Origin of the sequence: Aquimarina sp. Aq78 (genome assembly GCF_900299525.1) — a bacterium.
Classification (GTDB): Bacteria; Bacteroidota; Bacteroidia; order Flavobacteriales; family Flavobacteriaceae; genus Aquimarina.
This window is the reverse complement of record NZ_OMKA01000001.1, coordinates 671,048-696,718: the sequence shown is the minus strand read 5'-3', so window position 1 is coordinate 696,718 and position 25,671 is coordinate 671,048. Positions and strand designations below refer to the sequence as shown.

Below are 25,671 nucleotides of genomic sequence, written 5' to 3'. Positions count from 1 at the left end.
TTTATTCAAATGATTCATGTAGTGAGAATACTTTAGTTTTTTAACTAAAATATTGAATGATTTCTATTTTTATAAACTACCCATGAACTTTTTTTAAACGGTATGTAGAATTAGTAACTTAATTATTCACAAACTCTTTGAAGTTTTTACTATTGATAGTATAAATAGCCCAATAAAGTCAATAGAGTAATTCTTCAAAATTAAAACTAATCACGATGAAAAACATGTTCAAAATTGCAATTACCTTTTTTATGGTAATAAATTTTATGCACGCTCAACAGCGGCAGCATACACCTGATGAGTTGGTAAAACAACAAAAAACACAGGGTTCCGATTTTCAAGAGGTTAATTTGTTTAGTTTAATGACTGCTAAACAAAAAGCAAATGTTCAATTACCAAAAGAAGTTAAAGATTATACTTTATTTTCTTTAGACACTAAAAAACTAGTATCTATCAAGTCTAATGCTCCCAAAACTATGAATTTGGAAATCCCAGGGCAAAAATCTTCGATGGTACTAGAATTAGTTAAAGTAGATATCGCTACAGATGATTTTAAAGTTGTAGAAATGCCCTCTGGTAAAGTTATTAAATCGGCCAAAGCTGTTTCTCATTACAGAGGAGTAGTAAGGGGTAAAACAAACTCTATTGCGGCCGTTAGTTTATTAGATGGCGAAGTTTCGGGTATTATTAGTATTGATGGTGGTAACGGGAACCTTGTCATGGGACGGTTAGAAAACAGTTCAGAACACATTATGTATGAGGATAATAATTTACTTCATTTACAAGACTTTACTTGTAATACCGAAGCGAATTATGAAGGCTATACAGAAGAAGAACTTTCAGACAATCCTTCTACCAGTAAAGCAGCAGAAAAATGTGTTAAAGTATACTTTGATATAGGAAATGATGTTGTAAGAGATAAGGGAGGAAGCCAGCAGGCTTCTGATTATTTACAATCTATATTTAATCAGGTTGCTATATTGTATTCTAATGACAATGTGACTGTAAAAATATCACAAATAAATGCGTGGACGTCTCAAAACCCTTTTAGCGGATTATCTGATTATTCAAGTTATAGAAGGCAAAATGGTCTTAATGGAGCAGATCTGGGGCATTTTGTAACTTATGATTTCTCTGGTGGAGTGGCATATTTAAGTGGTGTTTGTCAATCTAATTACAGATTTGCAGTTTCTGGTATTAATAAAACTTTTAATAACGTACCTACATACTCATTTTCTGTAATGGTAATTGCACATGAGATGGGACATAACTTAGGTTCAAATCATACTCAGGCTTGTGTTTGGAATGGTAATAATACTGCGATTGATGGTTGTTATAATGTAGAAGGTAGTTGTTCTAAACCAGCAATCCCATCAGATGGAGGGACTATTATGAGTTACTGTCACCTTACTAGTGCAGGAATTAACTTCACCAAAGGATTTGGCCCACAACCGGGTAATGTAATTCGTAACAAGATCAGTTCTTCAAGTTGTCTTCAGACATGTGGTACTACTGGGTGTAATACTGGTGATTCTGCAACTGTAACGTTTAACAATAATACAGATTGTACTTTAGAGTATTTTACAAACAATAGTTCTCAGTTTTCAGTTAATTCTGGTCAAACCAGACAGGTTTCAACTACTAGAGGGGCAAGTTGGGAGGCTAAAAATTCGTCTAATGCTACTGTGGATTCTTTTACGATTCAATGTAGTCAAGATAGTTATGCTTCTACCGGTAACTGTAATGATGGTGGAGGAATCAACTGCGAGGGAGTGCAGCCATATTCTAGTGGTACAACATACTCTGTAGGAGATCGAGTAACATATCAAGGAAGTTTGTATGAAAGAACATCTACAGGTTGGAAAAACTTGGGAGTGTGCCCAACTAATCCAAATGATCCATGTGCAGGAGTTCAACCCTATTCTAGTGGTACAACATATTCTGTAGGAGATAAGGTGACATATCAAGGAAGTTTATATGAAAGAACATCTACTGGATGGAAAAATCTTGGATCTTGTGGCTCTGCTACTCGAGTTTCTCTGCAAAGAGGTGAGATTTCGGGAGAGTTAAGTATCAAAGCGTATCCTAATCCTGCTGATGAAGTTCTTACTATTGAAGTTAGTAATGTATTAAATACTTCTTCTACATTATCTATTAAAGATATTAATGGTAGAGTGCTAAAAGTTGTTGGTTTAGATACTCCTCCAGGAGGAAAAGATCGTCATACAATAGATGTTAGTACGCTCTCTCCGGGAATGTACTTTATTCAGGTAACAGATTCTAAAAAGACAGTTACCCAGAAAGTGTCTATAAAATAAGTATAATGTAACATTTGGGCTATTAGGGTGAAACTATATGTTTCACCCTTTTTTTTATGTTTTAGTCATTCCAGGTTTTAAGATTACTTATAGGGATTCCGAAACCAAGTAATCTATGCTGTTGAGAAAGGTGGACTCCTGTTTTTGTAGTTATCCAGTTTTCCCAAGAAGCTTCGAGACCTCCAATTGGGATGATAGATACCCACATTTTGTAACTTGTTGGCCTGTAGTTTGCATCTACTTTCCAGAGATAAGAATCTCCGGGGGTAGTTCCTCCTGACTGATAAGTAACTAATAATCCTTTAGTATTATTTTCTAAGGTTACTAATTTACGAATAGCTCCTTTGTCAAAAAGTTTATGAGGAGCAATCAACCAAAAAGAGTCATTGTTAAAATTTATCAATGCTTTTTCTATCATTTTTTTCTTTTCCTGATCATTAAAATACATTGTACTTAGTACCCGGTTTTTTTCTGGAGAATCCAAATGTAGAAGTACTGCGTTATCCTCTTTTTTTACAGTTACCGTATTTGACTTTTTATCCCATAGATAGTGGTTTTTACTTCTAAAAGTCCATTGCAAATAACCAGTATTCAGGTAGTTATCATGCTTAACGGCATCTAGTATTTTTAATGCAAATTCATCAGCTTCTGGGCCAGATTTCCCTTCAGGAAGTTTTTCATGTAAAGAAAAATACAAAGTTGTAACGGTAATAATCACCAATGTAAGTATGCTTAGCAATAGTATTTTAAGAAGCTTTATAAGTTTTTTTCTCAAGAGGTTATGATTTTAGTGTGTTTTGTCTTTTACGAATGTAATAAAATACTAAGAATATAACTTTTCAATATTAAGTTATAGAAGGGGCACAAACTACTTCTGGTCAATTAAGTAACTATAATGTATGTGAAGTTAATTTTATAGGATTTAATTAGTAAAAATTATTTATTTTAGCTTAATCACCAAAAAATGCCCCTTGTATTTTGAAAAATATTCTAAAATCAAAGTTCTTCGTTAAATTTTTTCTTGTATTTGTTTTATCGTTTCTTGAAATTCACGCGCAAAAAAATGATGTTGTAGATAATCTCACTATTCCACTAGTTAATTCTAAAGAAAAAAAACGTATTTCTACGCTACTAGAGTTAGCAAAATCTCATCAAAATAGAGATCAAAAAAAAACAATAAAATATGCTAGTGAATCATTGTCAATAAGCAAGAAAGTTGGTGATTTGTTAAATGAAGGAAGAGCACATATTTTGCTTGGAGATGCTTATAGTATCTCAGGAATATTTGATAAATCTGCAGAGCATCTTGAAATGGCTTATGATATATTTTCTGTAGTTAAAAGCAAAAAAGATGAAGTTAGACTATATGGGTATATGGGGGAGTTGTATCTAAAAACAAATAGGTATGATAAAGCAGAAAAATATTATCTTAAAGGATTACATCTAAGCAAGAAAATAAAGGATGATAAGGCAATTACCTGGGCGATGAATAACCTTATTGCCGCTTATTCTATGAAAGGAGAAATAGAAAAAGCTAAAAACTTGGCTTTTGAAGCCTTGCAATTTGCAGAATTACTTAATGATAATAATTTACAGATTAATCTACATGTAAAAGTTGCAGATTTGATAATTTATGAGAATGGCAGCGTTGATAAAATAAATTTACATTATGATAAAGCTCTTGAAATAGCCGAAAGCATTAACAATCTAAGAGCTATTAGTGGTATTAATATACAGAAAGCTGTATTTCTAAGTCAAAAAGAAAAATATAAAGAAGCCAAAAAGTATTACTTAGAAGCTTTGAAGATATGCGAAGAGCAAGGGTATCATTATAGAATTATATTGATATATAGCAATTTTGGGATAACATCCCTTATGAGAGGTAATTATAAATTGGCTTTAAATTATTTTAATAAAGCCCTGAAAGTTGCAAATAGAACAAATAATAAAGAACGAGAAGCTAGAATCAATGAATATCTTGGAATTGTATATATAGAACAAGGTGATTATCAAAAAAGTATTGAATTTTTGTATAAGAGCCTTAATTTTTATGAAGGTATAAAAGATAAATCTTCATTGTCAGGGATTTATAATAATATGGGAGAAGCCTTTTATCTATTAAACGATCTTAAAAAATCAGAAGAAAGTTATAAGAAAGCTTTGAAAATTTTTAAAGATCTGAAGTTACAAAAAGGGATTGCAGTATCATATTTGAATCTTGGAAGAATTTTGATTAAAGAAAAAAAATATCATCAAGCTGTGTCTTATTTAAATCAAGCTCATGATGGTTTTGATAAATTGGGTCTTTCTCGAGAGATGATACAGTATTATAATGCTATGGCTGAGTGCATGCAAAGTCAAGAGAAGTTTGAAGAAGCTGTTGACTGGATGAATAAGGTAATGAAAAAAGAAAATGAGTTAGAAAAATTTCAAAAAATAGCTATAGAATCATATACGAGATTGGGTACAATCTATTTTAAGTTGGAAGAGTATGAAAAGGCAGTAATCTTTTTTCAGAAAAGTTTGGAGCCATCTATTAAGATGCAGTCACGTATGGAAATTAAGAATAACTACTTTTGGTTATCAAAATGCTATGAAGAATTAAATGAATATAATAAAGGGCTGGTATATTATAAAAAGTATGCAATAATTAATGATAGTATTTTTAATATTAATAAGGTTAAACAAATAGCCGACATACAAATAAAGTACGATACTGATAAGAAAGAAAAAGAGATATTATTACTCCATAAGGAAAAGAAGTACCAAGCTGTTTTGTTTAATAGTCAAAAAGAAGAGTTGTATAGGGTAAGTTTGGAAAAGGACTTAGAAACAGAACGAAAAGAACGAGATATTATTCAATTAGAAGCTGCTAGAAGGAAAAGCAAAATTGATCAATTGAATATGGAGAATAGCTTACAGATAGCGGAAAAAGAAATTAAGAGTAATCAATTAGATATTCAGAAATCTCAGTTAGCTCGAGAATTATTACTTAGAAATATAGCAATAGGAGGAGGTATTCTTGCTCTGGTGGTTTCTTTTTTTATACTTGCATATTATCGTCAAAGGTTAAAAACACAAAAGATTTTATTGAAAAAGGAGATAGAAGCAATAAATGCAAGTTATGATGGTCGAGAAAAAGAAAGAGAAAGAATAGCAAAAGAATTACATGATGGTATCGGAGGTAATCTTGCTGCAATAAAACTTGATTTGTCTAAGTTGTCAAATAATTCTAATCATGAGCTTCAAAAAGTAATTCAAAATGTTGATGGAACGTATAATGAGGTCCGTGCACTTTCTCATGATTTAATACCGCCAAAAATCCTAAAAAGTTCATTCGAGAAATTAATAAAAGATTATTTGAGCAATCTATCCAAAACCTGCTCATTCATTATAAATAATGATTTTTATCCATCATCAAGGTTTAATCAACTGCTAACAGATAAGATAAAAATTGAGCTATATAGAATTACTCAGGAATTAATGAATAACATTATTAAACACGCCCATGCAGATCAGGTGAATTTACAGTTTACTATACTAGATAAACGAATTAAGTTTATTATCGAAGATAATGGAGTAGGATTTGATACAGAAAGCATTTCAAAAGGAATAGGGCTGAATAATATATTGTCTCGTACTAAGGCGTTAAGCGGTAACATGCATATAGATACTATGATTGATAGAGGTACCATTATAGAAATCGATATCCCTGCTTAAAGAAAATGAATGTGATGGTGAAACCTATACCGTAGCACTAGTTAATCATGAAATAAGCACACTGTTATCTTTCATATTATGAAGAAGCATAATACTCAAAGGATTTAAGAATCAATTCATCAGATACGATACAGTTATATTTTGCTTCACCAATTGTATTTAATAAAACAAAATAAATATTTCCTTTTTCATTCTTTTTATCATGAATAAGAAGTTCCATAATACTTTTATAATCTCCTGCGTCAATATCTATTTTTGGAAACGTAGCCAAAATTACCGATCCAATATATTGTAAATCTTCTTTTGTTAAGGATAGTAATTCTGTAGATATATAAGCTTCCATGATCATTCCTATAGCAATTGCCTCACCATGTAGTAGTGTAGGTTTTTCTGGATGAGTTAGATAGAAAGATTCGATAGCATGACCTAGTGTATGACCAAAGTTAAGATACTTACGAACATTTTGCTCAGTTGGGTCTTCAGAAACAATTTTGTTTTTAATCACCACAGAATCATAAATCATTTGATCCAGATCTTCAAAATTAAGTTGAGAAAGATCACTTATCTTTTCCCAATAACTTCGATCTTGAATGAGGCCGTGTTTTAGCATTTCTGCAAACCCGCTACACATTTGATTTACTGGTAGGGTTCCCAAGTATTCTGTATCAACAAGAACCATTTCGGATTCACTAATTACACCTACCATATTTTTTAAGTTACCCAGATCGACACCTGTTTTTCCTCCTACAGAAGCATCTACCATTGCTAGTAGTGAAGTTGGGATATTGATATAACTAATTCCTCTTTTGTAAGTACAAGCTATAAAACCACCTAGATCTGTAATAACACCGCCACCCAGATTGATCATTAAACTTTTTCGATCCATACCTAATTCAGAAAGAGCATTCCAGATACCACTGCACGTTTCAATATTCTTATGAATTTCACCATTCTCTATTTCAATAACCTCGATATCATATTCTTTTTCAATCTTACTCATCAATAAAGACAAACAATGTTCATGGGTGTTATCATCCACCAGGATACATATTTTTGAATGGTTGGCTGTTGAAAGGTAAGTGTTTAATGCAGTATAGCATTCCTGACCAAAATAAACGATTGAATCTTTTGAAACTATGGGCTTCATATAGTATTAAATTATGAGGAGCGAAATTAAGCAGAATTTATAATAAAATAAACTCGCAAGTTCTATATTTGCAGATATCTTAAAATAAATGCAATGTATGCATAGAAATAATCATATTTCTACGTGCATATTTTTAAAATTAACTTTTGATGAACCAAAACAATTTGTTTGATAATACTGAGACTGCATTTACCTTAAAAAGCGACTCAGAGCTAGAAAGAGCGTACTTTCTGTTTAAAATGATTTCTAATGAACCCTTGGTTAGAATAGGAACTGCGGTTACAAATTTTGCCATAAAAGCACATTTACCAGTTCAAGGGTTGATAAGAGCAACTGTTTTTGATCATTTCTGTGGAGGAGTTAGTGAAGAAGATTGTTTATCGGTAGTAGATAACATGTATGGCAAAAAGGTGTGTTCTGTATTAGATTATTCGGTAGAAGGAAAAGAAGAGGAGGCACAATTTGATGCCGTATTAGAAAAAACGATAACACTTCTGGAGTTTGCAGATCAAAAAGATGCAATGCCTTTTGGGGTATTTAAACCTACAGGATTTGGTCGTTTTTTAATTTGGCAAAAGAAAACCGAAGGAACTCCTTTAAATGCAGAAGAAGAAAAAGAGTGGGAGCGTATCGAAGAACGTTTTGATATGGTGTGTAAAAAAGCCCATGATTGCGATGTAGCTTTACTAATCGATGGAGAAGAAAGCTGGATGCAGGGTGCTGCAGATGAATTGGTGGGCAAAATGATGAGAAAGTATAATAAAGAAAAAGCTATTGTATATAATACATTGCAACTTTATAGACATGATCGCCTGGAGTATTTACAAAGACTACATGAAGAAGCAAGAGTATATGATTTTAAGATCGGTGTAAAGATTGTACGTGGTGCGTATATGGAAAAAGAAAACGAACGCGCTAAAGAAAAAGGATATCCTACACCTATTTGTAAAGATAAAGAACATACAGATCAGAACTTTGATACTACAATGAAATATATTCTTAAAAACATAGAGGATATCTCTGTTTTTATAGGAACGCATAATGAAGATAGTAGTTACTTGGCAATGAAATTAATGACAGAACTTAATATTGCTAAAGATGACTTTAGAGTTTGGTTTGGTCAATTATATGGTATGAGTGATCATATTAGTTTTAATCAGGCAGCAAAAGGGTATAATGTGGCAAAATACCTGCCTTTCGGCCCTGTACGCGATGTAATGCCATATCTAATTCGAAGAGCAGAAGAAAATACTTCAGTTGCTGGACAAACCAGTAGAGAATTAAATTTACTTTCTCAAGAGAAGAAAAGAAGAAGACTATAGGTATACCTTAGAAATTTTGAAAACGAAACTTCAGAATTTCTCGTATTTACAGATTTTAAAAGATGTATATGGGATAGAATGAGGTATATAGTACTGTTTTTATAGGTTAAAAGAATATAAAAATGAACCTAAACCAAGTTACCATCCCATCCCTCGATGTTGAAATATCTATTTCTTTTTATAAGAAACTAGGTTTACATCTTATTGTTGAATCATTACCGCAGTATGCGCGTTTTGAATGTGTAGAAGGTGATGCTACTTTTTCTATCCACCTAGTTGATGCATTGCCCGAAAATGATGGAGTACATATATATTTTGAAACTGAAAAATTAGATAAAGAAGTAGAACGCCTTACCAGCGAAGGACTGCAATTCGACCTACTGCCAACAGATCAACGATGGTTATGGCGAGAAGCAAGACTTAAAGATCCTGATGGTAACCTAATCATTTTGTATTTTGCTGGGGATAATAGAAAAAATCCACCCTGGAGAATAAACTAACGTATTGATATCTATTTTTATGAGTCATCCAATCATTGATCAAACCTTTGAAAATCAGGATTTTTCTAATCAAAAATTACCATCAAGAGAATATGATAATTGCATATTTATAAATTGTAATTTTTCTAAGACAGACATGTCTGTGGTTACTTTTTTAGAATGTAGATTTGATACCTGTAATTTTAATACTGTAATGATGAAAGAGACTTCTTTTCAGGAAGTTGCTTTCGAGGCTTGTAAAATGCTGGGATTAGACTTTAGTAAATGTAATGATTTTCTATTTGAAGTGAAATTTGATCACTGCAACCTCGATTATGTATCTTTTTATGGCTTTTCTATGAAAAATACTATGTTTAACGATTGTAGCTTAAAAGAAGCAGATTTTACAGATACCAACCTTACTGGTTCAATATTGTCTAATTGTAATTTATCAGGAGCAATTTTTGAAAGAACTATTGCAGAGAAAGCCGATTTTAGAACTGCCAAAAACTTTACAATTGATCCAGAAATCAACAAGTTAAAGAAAGCCAGATTTAGTGCATCAGGACTTATAGGGTTGTTAACAAAATATGATTTGGATATTGGGTGATTTTTTAAGATTTTAAAGGTAAAGAAGTTGAAAATCAATATCTTAAAATTGTTTATGAACGATATCCAAAAGAATATATAGATGATTATTATATCAATTAGGATTGGGTGTGACATTAATTGATGTAAAAATTGTCACCAATCGCTCAATAACTTCACGAATCTCTTCTTCATTTAATGAAGCAAACCCCATTCTAATTCCATTATGTCTTGAGTTATCATTATCATAACGACGCCAATCCGGATTAAGCTCCATGTCTAGTTTTTCGGCTTCGGTACATATTGCATCCCAATGGTATGCTTTGTTTAGTTTTACCCATATCGCCATTCCGCCTTTAGGAATTTCAAAATCAAAATAATCACCTAACTTTTCTTTCAATAAAGAACAAAACAGATCTCTTCGCGTTTTATAAATTTTAAGGACCTTGTTACAATGTCTTTGTACATCTCCAGTGCTAATCATTTGTGCAAGGGTCTGTTCTAGCAGAGCATCACCTTGCCGATCGATAATCCGTCTTAACCTGGCAGCTTCGTCAACAAAATCTTTTGGAGCAACTAAATATCCAATCCGAATAGAGGGAGCAATGATCTTGGTGAACCCTCCAATGTAGATTACATTTCCGTGGTCATCATTACTGGCTAAGGGTAAAATTGGAGCATTGCTATAATGAAAATCATAATCATAATCATCTTCGATAATTGCAAAATCATGATATTGAGCTAATTGTAATAAATGCATGCGTCGTTCTGCAGAAAGCGTTACGGTAGTTGGGTGATGGTGGTGAGAAGTAGCATAAACAGCACTAATTTGTTTGGTTTTACAAAGCTTTTCGATAGCATTAGTGTCCAATCCTTGTTTGTCTACAGGTACTTGTTCTATATGTGCACCTGCTTCTCTAAATGTATTATCAGCAGTCATATAATTAGTATTGCCAACAACAATAATCTTATTTTTTGCAGAAAGTAGTAATTGGCCATTTAAATAGATTCCCATCTGGCTTCCACGAGTAATTAAAATATTATCAATAGTAATATGCAATCCTCTGGTTTGATTAAGATAAGTAACCAAAGTTTTTCTAAGTTCTAAATTCCCATATGTAGAACCATAGGTAAGTAAATTTTCATGGTAACTTTTTTTAGTGATATTTCGATATATTTTTGCAATTTCCTCTATAGGGGCTAATCTATGATCAGGACACCCGTCATCAACAACCAGCGTTTTTTGATTGATTTTATTCTTAGATTTACGTATTAAATGGGGTCGAGTCAGGAATGAGAAACCGCTTTTCTCTTTTCTGTTGTTTTTTGAGGCTGGTTGGACAAAATTTTTAGGATTAACTATAGGTAGAGAGCTGGTAACAAAGGTACCTTTTGTTGGAATAGTTTCAACCCATCCTTGGGAGATAAGTTCTTCATATGCCGAAATTACTGTTTTGCGATGAATGTTAAGATCGTTAGCTAGTTTTCGTGATCCTGGTAATTTTGTAGAAGGCGGTAGCTTTCCAGATTTTATGAATCCAATAATCTGATCGCATAATTGAAGGTATAGATTGCGATTACTATTTCTGACAAGAACTATGTTATTTTTAAATGGAAACAAAACTGGACTACTAATTATTTATAAACTGGATTGCTTTAACGTACCATAAAACTATTATTTTTGAATAAGAAATAAAACAAATTATGGCAGAATATTCAATTTCAGAACTTAATAAAGTAGTTCGCGGACCAAAAAGAGCGGATTACGATGTAGATACTATTAATACCATATTGGATGATGCATTTTTATGCCATGTGGGGTATGTTTTTAAAAATCAAGCTATTGTGATTCCTATGGCATATGCAAGAAAGGATGATAAGATCTATTTGCATGGATCACTAAAGAACCGCATGATGTTGAGTTTGTTGGATGCAGGAGAAGCTAGTATATCAGTAACTCATCTTGATGGGTTGGTATTAGCAAGGTCTGCTTTTCATCATTCTGCAAATTATAGATCGGTGAATGTATTTGGTAAAGTGAAAAAGGTAGAAGATCCACAAGAAAAAATGGATGCTCTGGAGTACATACTTAATCATATGGTTCCTGGTCATTGGGATAATGTGAGGCAACCAAACGAAAAAGAATTTAAGGGAACTTTAGTTTTGGAAGTTAGTATAGAAACGGCTTCAGCAAAAGTAAGAGCAGAAGGGGTAAATGACGAACCTAGTGATCTTGATTTACCAATATGGGCGGGAGTAGTTCCTGTAAAACAAGTAGCTTTTGATGCGATTTCTGATAATGATCTACCAAAAGATATAGAAGTGCCAAAAGCAGTATTAAACTATGTGACGAACAATAAAAAATAATAATAGAAATGCTTACTGCCGAAATAAAAGAATATGTTGATAAAAGTGTTTTATGCTGGCTAGCTACATCTTCATTAGATAATATTCCTAATGTATCACCCAAAGAAGTTTTTACGTATTATGATAATACTAATATTATTGTTGCCAATATTGCTTCTCCACAAACCGTGAAAAATATTAGAGAAAATAATAATGTATGTGTTAGTTTTATAGATGTCTTTATTCAAAAAGGATTTCAGTTAAAAGGAGTGGCTAATATTGTAGGAAAGGATGATACTGATTATGCTGCTATCCAAGCTCCTTTGTTACAGATAACAGGTGGTAAGTTTCCATTTGCGACTATTACAAATATTGTTGTTAAAGATGTAAAGCGAATACTAGCACCAAAATATATTTTGTATCCAGAAACTACTGAAGAGCAGCAAATACAAAGTGCATTAAAGCAATACAAACCATAAAAAAACAAAGGATATGTTAGAAATAAGATCTAATTGTGAGCATTGTAATAAAGCTTTACCTAATGATAGTGATGAGGCAATGATTTGTTCTTATGAATGTACTTTTTGTACTAACTGTGTAGATACTATTCTACATAATGTATGTCCTAATTGCGGAGGTGGTTTTGAAAAAAGACCAACTCGACCAGTAAATTGCCTAACGGGTAATTGCGTTGAAAAACACCCTGTAGGTTCAAGAATAGTATACAAACCAATTGATGAAAATGCTTTTAAAGAGATTTTGAAAGAATTTGCCAATATAGAACCGAGAAAAAGATAAATAATATAATGGTTGATATAAGAAGAGCAACTATAGAAGATGCAGAAAAGATTTCATCTTTAGGAAGAAAAACTTTTGACGAATCCTATGGAGAATTTTTTAATGATAAGAATAACCTGATAAGTTATTTGGATTGGGCCTTTTCTATTGATAAAATCAAGAATAGTTTGATGAAACCCGAAAACCTATATTGGTTGGTTACTTATAACTCATTACCAATTGGCTATGCCAAATTAAAATTAGACTCCCCTTCAGAATTTATTGATGAAAAGAATATTTGTAAGCTTCAGCGTATATATTTATTACAAGGATATGAGGCAAGAGGTATAGGAGGGAAGTTACATCAGTATATTGTGCAAGCTGCTGTTGATAGTAAACACAATTACCTATGGTTATCTAATCTGAAACTTAAAAAACAAGCTGTTGCTTTTTATAAAAAGAAAGGCTACCAAATTACGGGAGAACATAACTTTACTATTGGCGACGAAACTTTTGAGTTTTGGGCAATGAAAACTAAGCTCAAATAGTTCTAAATGAGTAAAGATTTGAAGTATAGAGTAGCTGATATAAATGACCTGGAAGGATTACGACAATTAGGGAAAATTTCATATGCAGAGTTTTCAAATATATTAAGCACAGAGAATTGGAACACGTTGAGTGCTATTTTAGAAAGCGAAGAAAATGTATTAAATCTGATAGAAATTAGTAAAATTTTTATTTGTGAAATAGATTCAGATATAGCTGGGATGATTTATTTCATTCCAAATGGAAACCCTACAGAGTTGTATGAATCTGATTGGTGTTATATACGATTCTTGGGTGTTGATCCAAAATATCGAGGCCTTGGAATAGGAAAAGAACTAGTTGATTTCTGTATAAGGTATGCAAAAAAGAGTGAAGAAAAAATCATTGCGCTGCATACATCAGAGTTTATGAATGCTGCTCGGATCATGTATGAGAAAAAAGGATTTAAAAGAATAAAAGAAATTGAACGATTAGGAAAAAAATATTGGGTGTATACTATGAGGTTACCCCTAATTGCTTAATTAAATATAAAAATACGGGAATTAAAGATAAAACTATGCAGCCAACCTAAGGGCACAAAAGTATTGAGGACTTGTAAGTTTTTCTTTATTCTAGATAACTTATTTTTTGCATTTTTTACTTTCTATATTTTTATGATTTTATTCAAAAAAGAATTAGAAAAAATATTATTGTATAACTATAATAATTTGTCAGAAAATTATTAAGTTTATGATACAATTTTGCTAATAATTTATAATTAAGATAAAGAAATTTAATAATATTAAGATGACAAAAAAAATAGATATCTGTACTTTTGAAAAAGAAAATAAGAAGAACTCATTAAATAGAAAATTATTGCTTAAAATACATGGAGGTTCTGGAACGGAAGATACATGTTCAGAAGAAGAAGAAGATGCATCGAAGTTGGTAATAGTCGGAAGTAGGTAGTTGTTGAAATACTCCAAAATAATAAAAAATATGGTCATTATATAGTAAGTATAATGGCCTTTTTTATATTGATATGCCTTTATATGTATAAAATACAACTCTCAAATTAGTTGAATGAAATGATGTAAAAATAAATTTAGGGTATAATATTTAGAAGATTAACTCTGGCAATAGAATCACAATTTTCAATAAGCATGTTAACATTTTTTTCTTTAACAGAACCTTCAATGAAATAGATTTTGCAAGAATCTAGTTTGGTATTACTTTTAGAAAAACTTACATCTCCATTTTTTAATAATAAAGCAATATCTGCAGTGTCTATTTGATATTTCAGCATGTTGTCTGATGCTTGTTCAGAAAAAGTTTTTTTCTTTATTCTGATGTTTTTAAGAACCCTGGCCGAAGGACCATAATCACAAGAAGCTTTTTTTCCACCCAAAAAGAAAAATAAAAGAATAAGACCGATGGCAAATCCACCTAAGTAATAAAATAATCGTTGTGCTAATTTCATAAAACAGAATGCAATATTATGACGCCAAAAGTAAGTAAAGTTTTAAAGAATCATACTCTTATGAGTTGCAAAGTTTACTGTAAAAAAAGTAAAACATAAATGCTATAAAATTAATAGGTTTATATCTCTATAAGAAAGGTCAAACCAATCAGCAATAGGTTTGCTGGTCAAAATTCCATGATAAAAATATAATCCATTCTTAAGTCCTCGATCAAAGCGTACGGCATTTTCTATTCCTCCTTCATCACCAATTTGTAATAAATAAGGTGTAAAGATATTGCTTATCGATAATGAAGATGTTCTGGCATATCGAGAAGGGATATTGGGTACACAATAATGTATAACCCCATGTTTTTCAAAAGTAGGGTGGTCGTGAGAAGTTACTTCACTTGTTTCAAAACATCCGCCCATATCTATGCTTACATCAATGATTACTGCTCCTGGTTTCATAGCTTCTACCATAGTTTCTGTAACTATAATCGGAGCGCGGTTTTTTCCTCTTATAGCTCCAATTACCACATCACAACGGCGTAGAGCTTTTAATAGGTTTTTTGGTTGAATAGTAGATGTGTATAATGGCCTGCCTACATTAGTTTGTATGCAACGAAGTTTGGTAATAGAGTTGTCAAAGATCTTCACATTTGCACCTAATCCAATAGCAGAACGTGCGGCAAACTCACCAACAGTGCCTGCACCAAGAATAACGACTTCTACAGGAGGTACACCGCTAATATTACCCATCATTAATCCTGACCCCAGAGTTGTAACACTACTCATTAATTCTGAAGCAATGAGAACTGCTGCTGTTCCGGCAATCTCGCTAAGTGCTCTTACAGCGGGATAGGCACCATCGATATCTCGAATAAACTCAAAACCAAGCGCTGTAATTCTTTTTTTAGCAAGTCCCTGAAAATATTCTTTGGATTGTGTTTTAAGCTGTAGAGCAGAAATTAATACAGTTTGTGGGTTTATAAATTCAAGTTCCTCTATAGAAGGCGGCTCTACTTTCAGAATAATCGGACATCCAAAGACTTTTCTTTTATCATTAGTGATTTCTGCACCAGCTTCACTATAATCTCTATCGGTAAAACTAGCTCCAATACCAGCATTGGTTTCTAATAAAACCCGATGACCATGTGCTGTTAGTGCAGCCACAGCATCTGGTGTAAGACATACTCGTTTTTCTTGATAATGGGTTTCTTTTGGGATTCCAATAAAAAGTTTTCCTTTTTTGCGGGCTACTTCGATCATTTCTTCCTGCGGTAGCAGCTGCTCTTTGGTAAAAGGAGATTTTGGTGTACTCATTTGTGTGAAATTCTGTAACTCAAATTACGAATAAAAATGCCAAGAAAACAAATAGGATCGTTTATTTGATAGTATAAACATAATAATCAATACGTCTAAAACGAAAGAATACGCTTTTTATCATCAAGTAAATGGATAGTAATAGTAACACAGTTTTCTGGCAATAACCTAGAAACTTTTTGTGGCCATTCTATAAATATCCATGCATCAGAATCCAAATATTCTTCAAATCCTATTTGATAGGCTTCTTCTTCTTCTTTTATTCTATAAAAATCGAAATGATATACTAAACCCTTATTACTTTCATATTCATTGACCAAAGAGTAGGTAGGACTGGAGATAATGTCTTTTATCTCCAGATGTTTACATATTTCTTTTATTAAAGTAGTTTTACCAACCCCCATCTCACCATCAAAGAGAATTATTTTACTCGCTGCATTTGAGATTATTTTTTCTGCCACATCAGGAAGATCCTGCAAGGTATATTCTATTGTCATTTTAATAATTCGATATTCTAAATCCAGAATACTACAAAAATCTTGAAATTATCTAGGATTTAATACTATAAAAGGAATGATCATTTCTTCTAAAGATACTCCACCATGTTGATATGTATTCCTATAATAACTAACATAATGATTATAGTTATTGGGATATGCAAAGAAATAATCTCCTTTTGCAAAAATAAAAGAACTACTCATATTTATTGATGGCAAATGTACTTCTTTTGGGTTTGTAGCTTCCAAAACTTCCTTTCTTTCATAGGTAAGGCTTTTTCCTGTCTTGTATCGTAGGTTAAGGCTTGTGTTTTTATCACCTATTACCTTAGAAGGGTTTTTTACATTTATTGTACCATGATCTGTGGTTATCAATAATTTGAATCCTAGTTGCTGTGCTTGTTGGATCATTTCCAGTAAAGGAGAATTTCTAAACCAACTTTGAGTCAAAGATCTATACGATTTGTCGTTTGAAGCGAGTTCTTTAATTACCTCCATTTCTGTCTTGCTATGAGAAAGCATATCCACAAAATTGTATACTACTACTGTTAAATCGTTGTCTTTTAATCCTTTGAAATTTGCGGCCAAAGTTTTTCCCGATCTTTCATTAGTGATTTTATAATATTCATGTTTGATATCCATGCCCAATCGTTTTAATTGTGCAGTTAGAAAATCATTCTCATGCATATTTTTTCCTCCTTCATCTGTATCATCTAACCAGAGATCAGGATGCATTTTTTTCATTTCAGAGGGCATAAGACCAGAAAAAATTGAATTTCTGGCATATTGAGTTGCTGTTGGTAAAATACTACAATATGAAATTTCCTGCTCCTTTTTATAATAATTATTTATCGTAGGTTCAAAAGCTTTCCATTGGTCATATCGTAGATTATCAATCACTACCAAAAGAGTAGGTTGATTTTTACTAATTTCGGGTACTACTTTTTCTCTAAATAAAGTGTGAGACATTATTGGTGCCTCATTTTTTTTATCAAACCAATCGGGATAATTTTTATCGATAAATTTGCAGAATTGAGAATTAGCCTCTACTTTTTGTGATTCTAAAATTTCGAACATCCCGGTATCTTCAATATTCTCCAGTTGTAGTTCCCAGTAAATTAGTCTTTGATATAAATCAGACCACTCTTCATATGAATTTACCATAGCCATATCCATAGCTATCTTTCTAAACTCTTGTTGATAGTTGGCTGTAGTTTTTTCTGAAACTAAACGAGAGTTATCCAGGTTTTTCTTTAAACTTAAAAGTATTTGATTAGGATTAACGGGCTTAATTAGATAATCAGCAATCTTACTACCAATTGCTTCTTCCATGATATATTCCTCTTCACTTTTAGTAATCATTACTACAGGAATACTATCTTCTTTTTCTTTAATTTCTGATAATGTTTCTATCCCAGAAAGGCCAGGCATGTTTTCATCCAGAAAAATGATGTCAAAATTATTATCGTCTATTATATCTAATGCTTCAGTACCACTTTGACACTTGGTTACGTCATAGTTTTTCTGTTCCAAAAATAATATATGTGGTTTAAGCAAATCAATCTCATCATCTACCCAAAGTATCTTTATTTTACTCATCAAATTTTATTTTTTTGTTTATAAACTTAATATATAGCCTATTTATTCGCTTTACTAAGAAAACTTTAATAATTTAATTTCATTTTGAAATGTTTTATATGCCTAGCATATATGTATATTTGCTCCCGTAAATGCAAGATGAACTTGAAAAAAAGAAATAAGCTTAAAATATTAAACGACCCAATTTACGGTTTTATTACGATACCGAATGAACTAATTTTTGATCTGATCGAACATAAGTATTTTCAGAGGTTACGTCGTATATCCCAGATGGGGCTCTCATATTTGGTATATCCGGGAGCACATCATACTAGATTTCACCATGCTTTAGGATGTATGCATCTTATGCAAAAAGCTGTGAGAGTTCTTAGTTTTAAGGGAGTTACCATTTCTGAAGAAGAGGAGGAAGCCCTTTGTGCAGCGATCTTATTACATGATATTGGTCATGGTCCTTTTTCTCATGCGATGGAACATAGCATTGTAAATGAGGTGAATCATGAATCCATTTCTCTCATGTTTATGGAGAAGATTAATGAAGAATTTAACGGTAGTTTAACGCTGGCAATTCAGATTTTTAAGGGAGAATACCATCGTAACTTTTTACACCAGTTAATTTCGAGCCAATTAGACATGGATCGTCTAGACTATCTGAAACGAGATAGTTTTTATACCGGTGTAGCCGAAGGAAATATTAATAGTGAGCGTTTGATTACCATGCTTACTGTTGTTAATGATGAATTGGTAGTAGAGGAAAAGGGGATTTATTCTGTTGAGAAGTTTTTACTAGCCAGGCGTTTGATGTATTGGCAGGTATATCTTCATAAAACAAGCTTAGTAGCAGAGAATTTATTGATTAGAGTACTAAAAAGAGCCAAAGAATTGGTAGATACTGGGGTGACACTAAAAGCAAGTGAAGCACTAACGTTTTTTCTCAAAAACAAGATAACAGCAGAAAACTTCACTTCTGAAGTTTTGGAAACATTTTCTAGATTAGATGATTATGATATTATTTCGGCAATGAAAGAATGGTCACGTTCAGAAGATTTTGTTTTAAGTATGTTGTCTTCGATGATTATTGATAGAGATCTTTTGAAAATAAAAATTAAAAAGAAGCCTTTTCGGAATCATAAAAAAGAAAATCATATCGAAAAATTTAAGAAACAATATAAAATTTCTGATGAAGAAGCTCGTTATTTTATTTTTGAAGGGACTATTTCTAACCAGGCTTACCACCTTAACAAGCAGAATATAAATATTTTATATAAGTCAAGAAAAATTGTAGATGTAGTTAAAGCTACAGATGAGTTTAATCTTGAAGCCCTATCAAAACCGGTAACCAAATATTTTATGTGCTATCCAAAGCACAAACATTAACACATTTTTTATACTTTTGCTAGAATGATTTTTACAGCCACACAAATTGCGGGTATTTTAAACGGGGAAATTGAAGGAGATGAAACTGTTGAAGTATCTAAACTAGCTAAAATTGAAGAAGGAACTAAAGGTTCATTAACCTTTTTGTCAAATCCTAAATATACCCAATATATCTATTCTACTGATGCGTCAATAACTATTGTAGATAAAAACTTTGAGGCAGAGTCCGAAATTAAAACAACTCTTATTAGGGTAGATGATGCATATAAAGCTTTTTCTCAACTGCTGGAGTACTATAATATGGTAAAGATGAATAAAGCAGGAATAGAACAACCGAGTTTTATTTCTGAAACAGCATCTTTTGGAGAAAATATTTATTTTGGAGCATTTTCATATATAGGAGACAATGTTAAAATTGGCGAAAACGCTAAGATTTTTCCTAATGTATATATAGGAGACAATGTAACTATAGGTGATAATGTAATTGTTTTTGCCGGAGCAAAAATATATTCAGAGACTATAATCGGAAATGATTGTGTAATTCATAGTGGAGCTATAGTAGGAGCTGATGGTTTTGGATTTACACCTAATGAAAAAGGAGAATATAGTAAAGTACCCCAAACTGGTAATGTTGTAATAGAAAATAATGTTGATGTAGGAGCGGGTACAACAATTGATAGAGCTACTCTTGGATCTACAATCATACATACAGGAGTAAAACTAGACAATCAAATACAAATTGCTCATAATGTAGAAATAGGAGAACATACAGCAATTGCTGCTCAGACAGGAATTGCAGGATCTACCAAAATAGGCAAGCATTGCTTGATTGGTGGACAAGTAGGTATTGCGGGACACCTTGTTATTGGTAATAATGTGAAAATTCAGGCGCAATCAGGTATAGGAAGAAATATAAAAGACGGAGAAGCTATTCAGGGTTCCCCTGCTTTAGGATATTCTGACTTTAATAAATCTTATGTACATTTTAAAAATCTTCCCAAAATAGAGGATAGAATATACAAACTAGAGAAAAAGATAAACAATAATGAGTGATATTGTCGTAGGAAAACAAAGAACCATTAAAAAGGAGATAAAGCTTACAGGTGTAGGCCTACATACCGGAAAAGAAGTGAATTTAACTTTTAAACCGGCACCCGAGAATCATGGTTATGCATTTTGCAGAATCGATCTTGAAGGCAATCCTATTATTGAAGCTGATGCTAATTATGTTGTAAATACACAACGAGGGACGAATTTAGAGAAAAACGGAGTCAGTATTCAGACATCAGAACACGTACTTGCAGCTTGTGTAGGATTAGAGATTGATAATCTTTTGATAGAATTAGACGCATCAGAACCTCCAATTATGGATGGTTCTAGTAAGTTTTTTATTGAGGCCCTGGAGCAAGCTGGTATTGTAGAGCAAGAATCAGAAAGAGAAGAATATATCGTAAAAGATGTAATATCTTATATTGACGAAGAGTCTGGAAGTGAGATTATTGTAATGCCATCTGATGAATATCAGGTGACTACAATGGTTGATTTTGGGACCAAAGTTTTAGGGACTCAAAATGCTTCTTTAAAGCGTCTGTCGGATTTTAAAAAAGAAATTGCAGATGCTAGAACCTTTAGTTTTCTACATGAGTTAGAAATGCTACTAGAACATGGTTTGATTAAAGGAGGAGATTTAAATAATGCTATCGTGTATGTGGATAAAGAATTAAGTCCAAGTACTATGGAAAAACTTAAAGTAGCATTTGGAAAAGAATCTATTGCTATAAAGCCTAATGGTATTTTGGATAATTTAACATTACATTACCCAAATGAAGCTGCACGCCATAAACTATTGGATGTTATAGGAGATATAGCATTAATAGGAACAAGGATTAGAGGAAAAATCATTGCTAATAAGCCTGGGCATTATGTGAATACTCAGTTTGCTAAAAAGCTTTCGAAGATTATAAAAATTGAAAAACGTAATAAAGTTCCTCAATTTGATCTTTCCAAAGAACCTTTAATGGATATTAATAAGATAATGGGTATGCTTCCGCATAGACCTCCTTTCTTGTTAATAGATAGGATTTTAGAAATGTCTGATAAACATGTGGTTGGCCTTAAAAATGTAACTATGAATGAGCCTTTTTTTGTAGGACATTTTCCGGGTGCACCAGTAATGCCAGGAGTACTTCAGATTGAAGCGATGGCTCAGACAGGTGGTATTTTAGCATTGAGTACTGTACCTGATCCAGAAAATTACCTTACCTATTTTATGAAAATAGATAAAGTGAAATTCAAACAGCAAGTATTACCAGGCGATACCTTGATATTTAAATTAGAACTTATCACACCCATTCGTCGTGGTATTTGTCATATGCAGGCTTTTGCCTATGCTAATGGCAAATTAGTTACCGAAGCAGAACTTATGGCGCAAATTGTAAAATCAAAATAATCAATAAAATAGATGAATCAACCATTAGCATACGTTCATCCAGGAGCAAAAATTGCAAAAAATGTTGTAATAGAACCTTTTACAACCATACATAATAATGTGGTGATAGGAGAAGGAACCTGGATAGGTTCTAATGTTACTATTATGGAAGGAGCACGCATAGGAAAAAACTGTAGTATTTTTCCAGGAGCTGTTATTTCTGCTACTCCTCAGGATAAAAAATTTAATGATGAAGATACCATAACCGAAATTGGAGATAATACTACGATTCGAGAGTGTGTTACCATCAATAGAGGGACGACCGATAGAATGAAAACCAAAATAGGAAAAAATTGCTGGATTATGGCATATTGCCATATAGCCCACGATTGTATTGTTGGTGACAACTGTATATTTTCTAATAACAGCACATTAGCAGGTCATATCAATGTTGGTGATTATGTTGTTTTGGCTGGTATGGCTGCAGTACAGCAGTTTTGTAGTATTGGTAATCATGCATTTGTAACAGGAGGATCATTGGTTCGTAAAGATGTCCCTCCATTTGTTAAGGCTGCCAGAGAACCTTTATCATATGTAGGTATTAATTCTATAGGTCTACGCCGAAGAGGATTTACAACAGAGAAAATAAGAGAAGTACAGAATATTTATCGAATATTATACCAACAGAATTATAATAATACTCAAGCAGTAGCGATTATTGAAGCCGAAATGGAAGCAACTCCAGAACGAGATGAGGTTTTAGAGTTTATTAAAAATTCTCAGAGAGGAATTATGAAAGGATATTTCTCTAATTAAATAATTCGATACTAGATAATAATCATAAGAAATTAAGGAATAATGGCAAGTACTAGTGATATCAGAAATGGATTGTGTATCAAATACAATCACGACATCTATAAAGTTATTGAATTTTTACATGTGAAACCTGGTAAAGGACCAGCATTTGTACGTACAAAACTAAAAAGCGTTACTACAGGAAAGGTAATTGATAATACATTTTCTGCAGGACATAAGATAGATGATGTACGAGTAGAGACACACAAGTTTCAGTACTTATATGCAGAGGGAGATACTTTTCATTTCATGAATACCGAGGATTATAACCAAATTACATTAGAGAAATCTACTTTGGATGCTCCTGGGTTATTAAAAGAAGGAGAAGTGGTAACTGTTATTATCAATTCTGAAGATCAAATGCCTCTTTCTGTAGAAATGCCTGCTAGTGTTATTCTTGAAATAACAGGTACAGAGCCAGGTGTTAAAGGAAATACAGCAACCAATGCTACCAAACCAGCTACTGTAGAAACGGGAGCAGAAGTAATGGTACCTCTTTTTATTAATGAAGGAGATAAAATTAGGGTTGAAACAGAAAAAGGAACATATAAAGAAAGAATAAAAGAATAACATTTTATATTTCGAATTTTTAGAATGAAATTTCCGCAAGCGCATACCTTACAACAAATAGCCACTATTATATCGTCAGAGTATGTAGGGGACTCTAATTTCCCGATTTTAGGGATGAATGAAATACATGTAGTTTCTCCAGGAGATATAGTTTTTGTTGATCACCCCAAATATTACGATAAAGCATTGCAAAGTGCAGCAACAGTAATTTTGATTAATAAAGAAGTAGAATGCCCAGAAGGCAAGGCACTCCTAATCTCTGATGATCCTTTTAGAGATTTTAATATACTTACAACATATTTTAAACCCTTCAAAAAAGCTGATTCTTTGATTTCAGAAACAGCCAAAATTGGTGAAAACACAATTATACAACCCGGTAGTTTTGTTGGGAATAATGTAAAAATTGGTGATAATTGCCTTATTCATGCCAATGTAAGCATTTATGATAACACTATTATTGGTAATAATGTTACGATACATGCAGGCACTGTTTTAGGGACAGATGCTTTTTATTATCAGAAAAGACCTCATGGATTTGATAAATTAATTTCTGGGGGTCGTGTGATCATAGAGGATAATGTAGATTTGGGATCGTCATGTACTATAGATAAAGGAGTTACCGGAGATACTATTATAAAAGAAGGAACCAAAATAGATAACCAAGTACATGTTGGCCACGATACTGTAATAGGAAAAAAATGTTTAATTGCTTCTCAAGTAGGCATTTCAGGTTGTGTTGTTATTGAAGATGAAGTAACGATCTGGGGGCAAGTTGGTATTACCAGTGCTATTACTATTGGTAGTAAAGCTATTATTTCTGCGCAATCAGGAGTGAGTAAATCTTTAGAAGCCAATAAGAGTTATTTTGGTACTCCTGCAGATGATTTTAGAAAAAAATATAAGGAGATTGCTGCAATACGACAAATCCCTGATTTAATAGATAAATTGAAAAAAAATGAGTAAAACAGTTAAGGATATAGTACGGTCTTTTTATGAAACAGATCTTATTCATAATACTGAAGCCTTTTCTGAGTATTTACATCCCGAAATTGAATTATATTGGAATAGTAGTTTTGGGTTCAACAAGAAAGATTTTAATGATATTAAAGCCATGTTTAATGAAATGGCCCTGTCTTTTGAAACTTTGAGATGCGAAATTAGTCACCTTATAGCCGAAGAGAATACAGTGACTATACGATATACATATTATGTTCAAACTATCGAAGCACCAGATAAAGAAGATCCGATAGCTCATTTTATTACAATTTGGGAACTTAAGAATGATAAATTATATAAAGGATATCAAATAAGTCAACAAGTAGATAATGCTCCAGAAAGTATAATGTCATTTATTTCAAAATAATTAGTTTTTCATTTCAACCATAATTTTCAAAAGCTTACTTTTGGAGCTCTAAAAAAAATAAAAAATCATAACGCAATGAGTGTTTTAGTTAATAAAGATTCAAAAATTATTGTACAAGGATTTACAGGTAGTGAAGGTACTTTTCATGCTGGTCAAATGATCGAGTATGGAACAAATGTTGTAGGAGGAGTGACTCCCGGAAAAGGAGGGCAAACTCATTTGGATAGACCAGTTTTTAATACCGTTGAAGATGCAGTTAGAGAAGTAGATGCAGATACTACAATTATTTTTGTACCACCAGCTTTCGCCGCAGATGCAATTATGGAAGCTGCAGATGCAGGAATAAAAGTAATTATTACAATTACAGAAGGTATTCCCGTTGCGGATATGATTACAGCATCAAACTATATTAGTGATAAAGGATGTAGACTTATTGGCCCAAATTGCCCAGGAGTAATTACACCGGGAGAAGCAAAAGTTGGTATTATGCCAGGGTTTGTATTTAAAAAGGGTAATGTCGGTATTGTATCAAAATCAGGTACACTAACATATGAAGCAGCAGATCAAGTAGTAAAACAAGGACTTGGGATAACTACTGCAATAGGAATAGGTGGTGATCCAATTATTGGTACCACTACAAAAGAAGCAGTTGAATTACTGATCAATGATCCAGAAACAGACTGTGTGGTTATGATCGGTGAAATAGGAGGTCAATTAGAAGCAGATGCTGCAAAATGGATAAAAGAAAGTGGAACCTCTAAGCCTGTCGTAGGTTTTATTGCTGGTGAAACTGCCCCTGCTGGACGTACCATGGGACACGCCGGAGCTATTGTTGGAGGTAGTGAAGATACTGCAGCAGCAAAAAAAGAAATTATGAGAGAATGCGGAATTCATGTAGTAAACTCTCCTGCAGAAATAGGTAAGAAAGTAGCCGAAGTACTCGGTTAGAAATTATACGATTAATCTCAAAAAATGAGA

Annotated in this window: 26 protein-coding genes; 19 read left to right on the top strand and 7 right to left on the bottom strand. The window is 32.5% G+C overall.

Annotated elements, in window-relative coordinates; translation table 11 throughout:
• Positions 1-215 precede the first annotated feature (215 nt).
• Entirely contained in the window at positions 216-2,318 is a 2,103-nt protein-coding gene (locus DG435_RS02970; RefSeq protein ID WP_106793938.1) for a M12 family metallo-peptidase, read from the top strand.
• Between the two features lie 61 nt (positions 2,319-2,379).
• Here the strand turns inward: DG435_RS02970 and DG435_RS02965 are convergent, their stop codons facing one another.
• Entirely contained in the window at positions 2,380-3,093 is a 714-nt protein-coding gene (locus DG435_RS02965) for a hypothetical protein (RefSeq protein WP_159025683.1), read from the bottom strand.
• Positions 3,094-3,296: 203 nt separating this feature from the next.
• Between DG435_RS02965 and DG435_RS02960 the strand changes: the two genes are divergently transcribed.
• On the top strand, positions 3,297-6,038 hold the full coding sequence (locus DG435_RS02960) for a tetratricopeptide repeat protein (protein ID WP_106793940.1): 2,742 nt from the start codon (positions 3,297-3,299) through the stop codon (positions 6,036-6,038).
• Between the two features lie 76 nt (positions 6,039-6,114).
• Here DG435_RS02960 and aroB read toward each other — a convergent pair whose 3' ends face one another.
• Positions 6,115-7,185, bottom strand: a complete 1,071-nt coding sequence (gene aroB / locus DG435_RS02955; protein WP_106793941.1) for a 3-dehydroquinate synthase — start codon at positions 7,183-7,185, stop codon at positions 6,115-6,117.
• Positions 7,186-7,334: 149 nt separating this feature from the next.
• Between aroB and DG435_RS02950 the strand changes: the two genes are divergently transcribed.
• The 3 genes from DG435_RS02950 (at position 7,335) to DG435_RS02940 (ending at position 9,596) form a co-directional block, all read left to right on the top strand.
• Positions 7,335-8,507 carry a proline dehydrogenase family protein gene (locus DG435_RS02950; RefSeq protein ID WP_106793942.1) on the top strand — a complete coding sequence of 391 codons (1,173 nt, stop codon included), beginning with the start codon at positions 7,335-7,337 and terminating at the stop codon, positions 8,505-8,507.
• A 122-nt stretch (positions 8,508-8,629) separates the two neighbouring features.
• Positions 8,630-9,007: a VOC family protein gene (locus DG435_RS02945; RefSeq protein WP_106793943.1), complete on the top strand. Its 378-nt coding sequence runs from the start codon at positions 8,630-8,632 to the stop codon at positions 9,005-9,007.
• A 19-nt stretch (positions 9,008-9,026) separates the two neighbouring features.
• Entirely contained in the window at positions 9,027-9,596 is a 570-nt protein-coding gene (locus tag DG435_RS02940) for a pentapeptide repeat-containing protein (protein WP_106793944.1), read from the top strand.
• A gap of 93 nt (positions 9,597-9,689) precedes the next feature.
• Here DG435_RS02940 and DG435_RS02935 read toward each other — a convergent pair whose 3' ends face one another.
• Complete coding sequence (locus DG435_RS02935) at positions 9,690-11,195, bottom strand: PLP-dependent aminotransferase family protein (protein WP_106793945.1); 1,506 nt, start codon at positions 11,193-11,195, stop codon at positions 9,690-9,692.
• 83 nt (positions 11,196-11,278) lie between these two features.
• Here DG435_RS02935 and DG435_RS02930 point away from each other — a divergent pair, with 83 nt between their 5' ends.
• From DG435_RS02930 to DG435_RS25415, 6 genes are all read left to right on the top strand, one after another.
• Positions 11,279-11,941, top strand: a complete 663-nt coding sequence (locus DG435_RS02930; RefSeq protein ID WP_106793946.1) for a pyridoxamine 5'-phosphate oxidase family protein — start codon at positions 11,279-11,281, stop codon at positions 11,939-11,941.
• An 8-nt stretch (positions 11,942-11,949) separates the two neighbouring features.
• Positions 11,950-12,399 (top strand): pyridoxamine 5'-phosphate oxidase family protein, encoded by a 450-nt coding sequence (locus tag DG435_RS02925; RefSeq protein WP_106793947.1) that lies wholly within the window; start codon positions 11,950-11,952, stop codon positions 12,397-12,399.
• Positions 12,400-12,412: 13 nt separating this feature from the next.
• Positions 12,413-12,718 (top strand): DUF1272 domain-containing protein, encoded by a 306-nt coding sequence (locus DG435_RS02920; protein WP_106793948.1) that lies wholly within the window; start codon positions 12,413-12,415, stop codon positions 12,716-12,718.
• An 8-nt stretch (positions 12,719-12,726) separates the two neighbouring features.
• Positions 12,727-13,245 (top strand): GNAT family N-acetyltransferase, encoded by a 519-nt coding sequence (locus DG435_RS02915; protein ID WP_106793949.1) that lies wholly within the window; start codon positions 12,727-12,729, stop codon positions 13,243-13,245.
• Positions 13,246-13,251: 6 nt separating this feature from the next.
• A complete protein-coding gene (locus tag DG435_RS02910; RefSeq protein ID WP_106793950.1) occupies positions 13,252-13,764 on the top strand; it encodes a GNAT family N-acetyltransferase in 513 nt (170 codons plus the stop codon).
• 265 nt (positions 13,765-14,029) lie between these two features.
• On the top strand, positions 14,030-14,191 hold the full coding sequence (locus DG435_RS25415; RefSeq protein ID WP_159025684.1) for a hypothetical protein: 162 nt from the start codon (positions 14,030-14,032) through the stop codon (positions 14,189-14,191).
• Positions 14,192-14,327: 136 nt separating this feature from the next.
• Here DG435_RS25415 and DG435_RS02905 read toward each other — a convergent pair whose 3' ends face one another.
• The 4 genes from DG435_RS02905 to DG435_RS02890 all read right to left on the bottom strand — a co-directional run bounded on the left by DG435_RS02905 (position 14,328) and on the right by DG435_RS02890 (position 18,103).
• Positions 14,328-14,702, bottom strand: a complete 375-nt coding sequence (locus DG435_RS02905; RefSeq protein ID WP_106793951.1) for a DUF4258 domain-containing protein — start codon at positions 14,700-14,702, stop codon at positions 14,328-14,330.
• 102 nt (positions 14,703-14,804) lie between these two features.
• Positions 14,805-16,007 (bottom strand): alanine dehydrogenase, encoded by a 1,203-nt coding sequence (locus DG435_RS02900; RefSeq protein WP_106793952.1) that lies wholly within the window; start codon positions 16,005-16,007, stop codon positions 14,805-14,807.
• A 95-nt stretch (positions 16,008-16,102) separates the two neighbouring features.
• Positions 16,103-16,504, bottom strand: coding sequence for a tRNA (adenosine(37)-N6)-threonylcarbamoyltransferase complex ATPase subunit type 1 TsaE (tsaE, locus tag DG435_RS02895; protein WP_106793953.1), 402 nt, complete (start codon positions 16,502-16,504; stop codon positions 16,103-16,105).
• Between the two features lie 48 nt (positions 16,505-16,552).
• Positions 16,553-18,103, bottom strand: a complete 1,551-nt coding sequence (locus tag DG435_RS02890; protein WP_106793954.1) for a bifunctional response regulator/alkaline phosphatase family protein — start codon at positions 18,101-18,103, stop codon at positions 16,553-16,555.
• Between the two features lie 144 nt (positions 18,104-18,247).
• Here DG435_RS02890 and DG435_RS02885 point away from each other — a divergent pair, with 144 nt between their 5' ends.
• From DG435_RS02885 to sucD, 8 genes are all read left to right on the top strand, one after another.
• The gene (locus DG435_RS02885) at positions 18,248-19,477 is read left to right on the top strand and encodes an HD domain-containing protein (RefSeq protein ID WP_106793966.1); all 1,230 of its coding nucleotides are present in this window, start codon (positions 18,248-18,250) and stop codon (positions 19,475-19,477) included.
• Between the two features lie 24 nt (positions 19,478-19,501).
• Positions 19,502-20,530 carry a UDP-3-O-(3-hydroxymyristoyl)glucosamine N-acyltransferase gene (lpxD, locus tag DG435_RS02880; RefSeq protein ID WP_106793955.1) on the top strand — a complete coding sequence of 343 codons (1,029 nt, stop codon included), beginning with the start codon at positions 19,502-19,504 and terminating at the stop codon, positions 20,528-20,530.
• Entirely contained in the window at positions 20,523-21,926 is a 1,404-nt protein-coding gene (locus tag DG435_RS02875) for a bifunctional UDP-3-O-[3-hydroxymyristoyl] N-acetylglucosamine deacetylase/3-hydroxyacyl-ACP dehydratase (RefSeq protein ID WP_024769296.1), read from the top strand. The genes lpxD (DG435_RS02880) and DG435_RS02875 overlap by 8 nt, the downstream gene beginning before the upstream one ends.
• Before the next feature lie 12 nt (positions 21,927-21,938).
• Complete coding sequence (lpxA, locus tag DG435_RS02870) at positions 21,939-22,721, top strand: acyl-ACP--UDP-N-acetylglucosamine O-acyltransferase (protein ID WP_024769297.1); 783 nt, start codon at positions 21,939-21,941, stop codon at positions 22,719-22,721.
• Between the two features lie 42 nt (positions 22,722-22,763).
• On the top strand, positions 22,764-23,330 hold the full coding sequence (gene efp / locus DG435_RS02865; RefSeq protein WP_106793956.1) for an elongation factor P: 567 nt from the start codon (positions 22,764-22,766) through the stop codon (positions 23,328-23,330).
• Positions 23,331-23,354: 24 nt separating this feature from the next.
• Positions 23,355-24,293 (top strand): UDP-3-O-(3-hydroxymyristoyl)glucosamine N-acyltransferase, encoded by a 939-nt coding sequence (lpxD, locus tag DG435_RS02860; RefSeq protein WP_106793957.1) that lies wholly within the window; start codon positions 23,355-23,357, stop codon positions 24,291-24,293.
• Complete coding sequence (locus DG435_RS02855) at positions 24,286-24,693, top strand: nuclear transport factor 2 family protein (protein ID WP_106793958.1); 408 nt, start codon at positions 24,286-24,288, stop codon at positions 24,691-24,693. The genes lpxD (DG435_RS02860) and DG435_RS02855 overlap by 8 nt, the downstream gene beginning before the upstream one ends.
• A 75-nt stretch (positions 24,694-24,768) precedes the next feature.
• Entirely contained in the window at positions 24,769-25,641 is an 873-nt protein-coding gene (gene sucD / locus DG435_RS02850; RefSeq protein WP_106793959.1) for a succinate--CoA ligase subunit alpha, read from the top strand.
• The last annotated feature ends 30 nt before the right edge of the window (positions 25,642-25,671 follow it).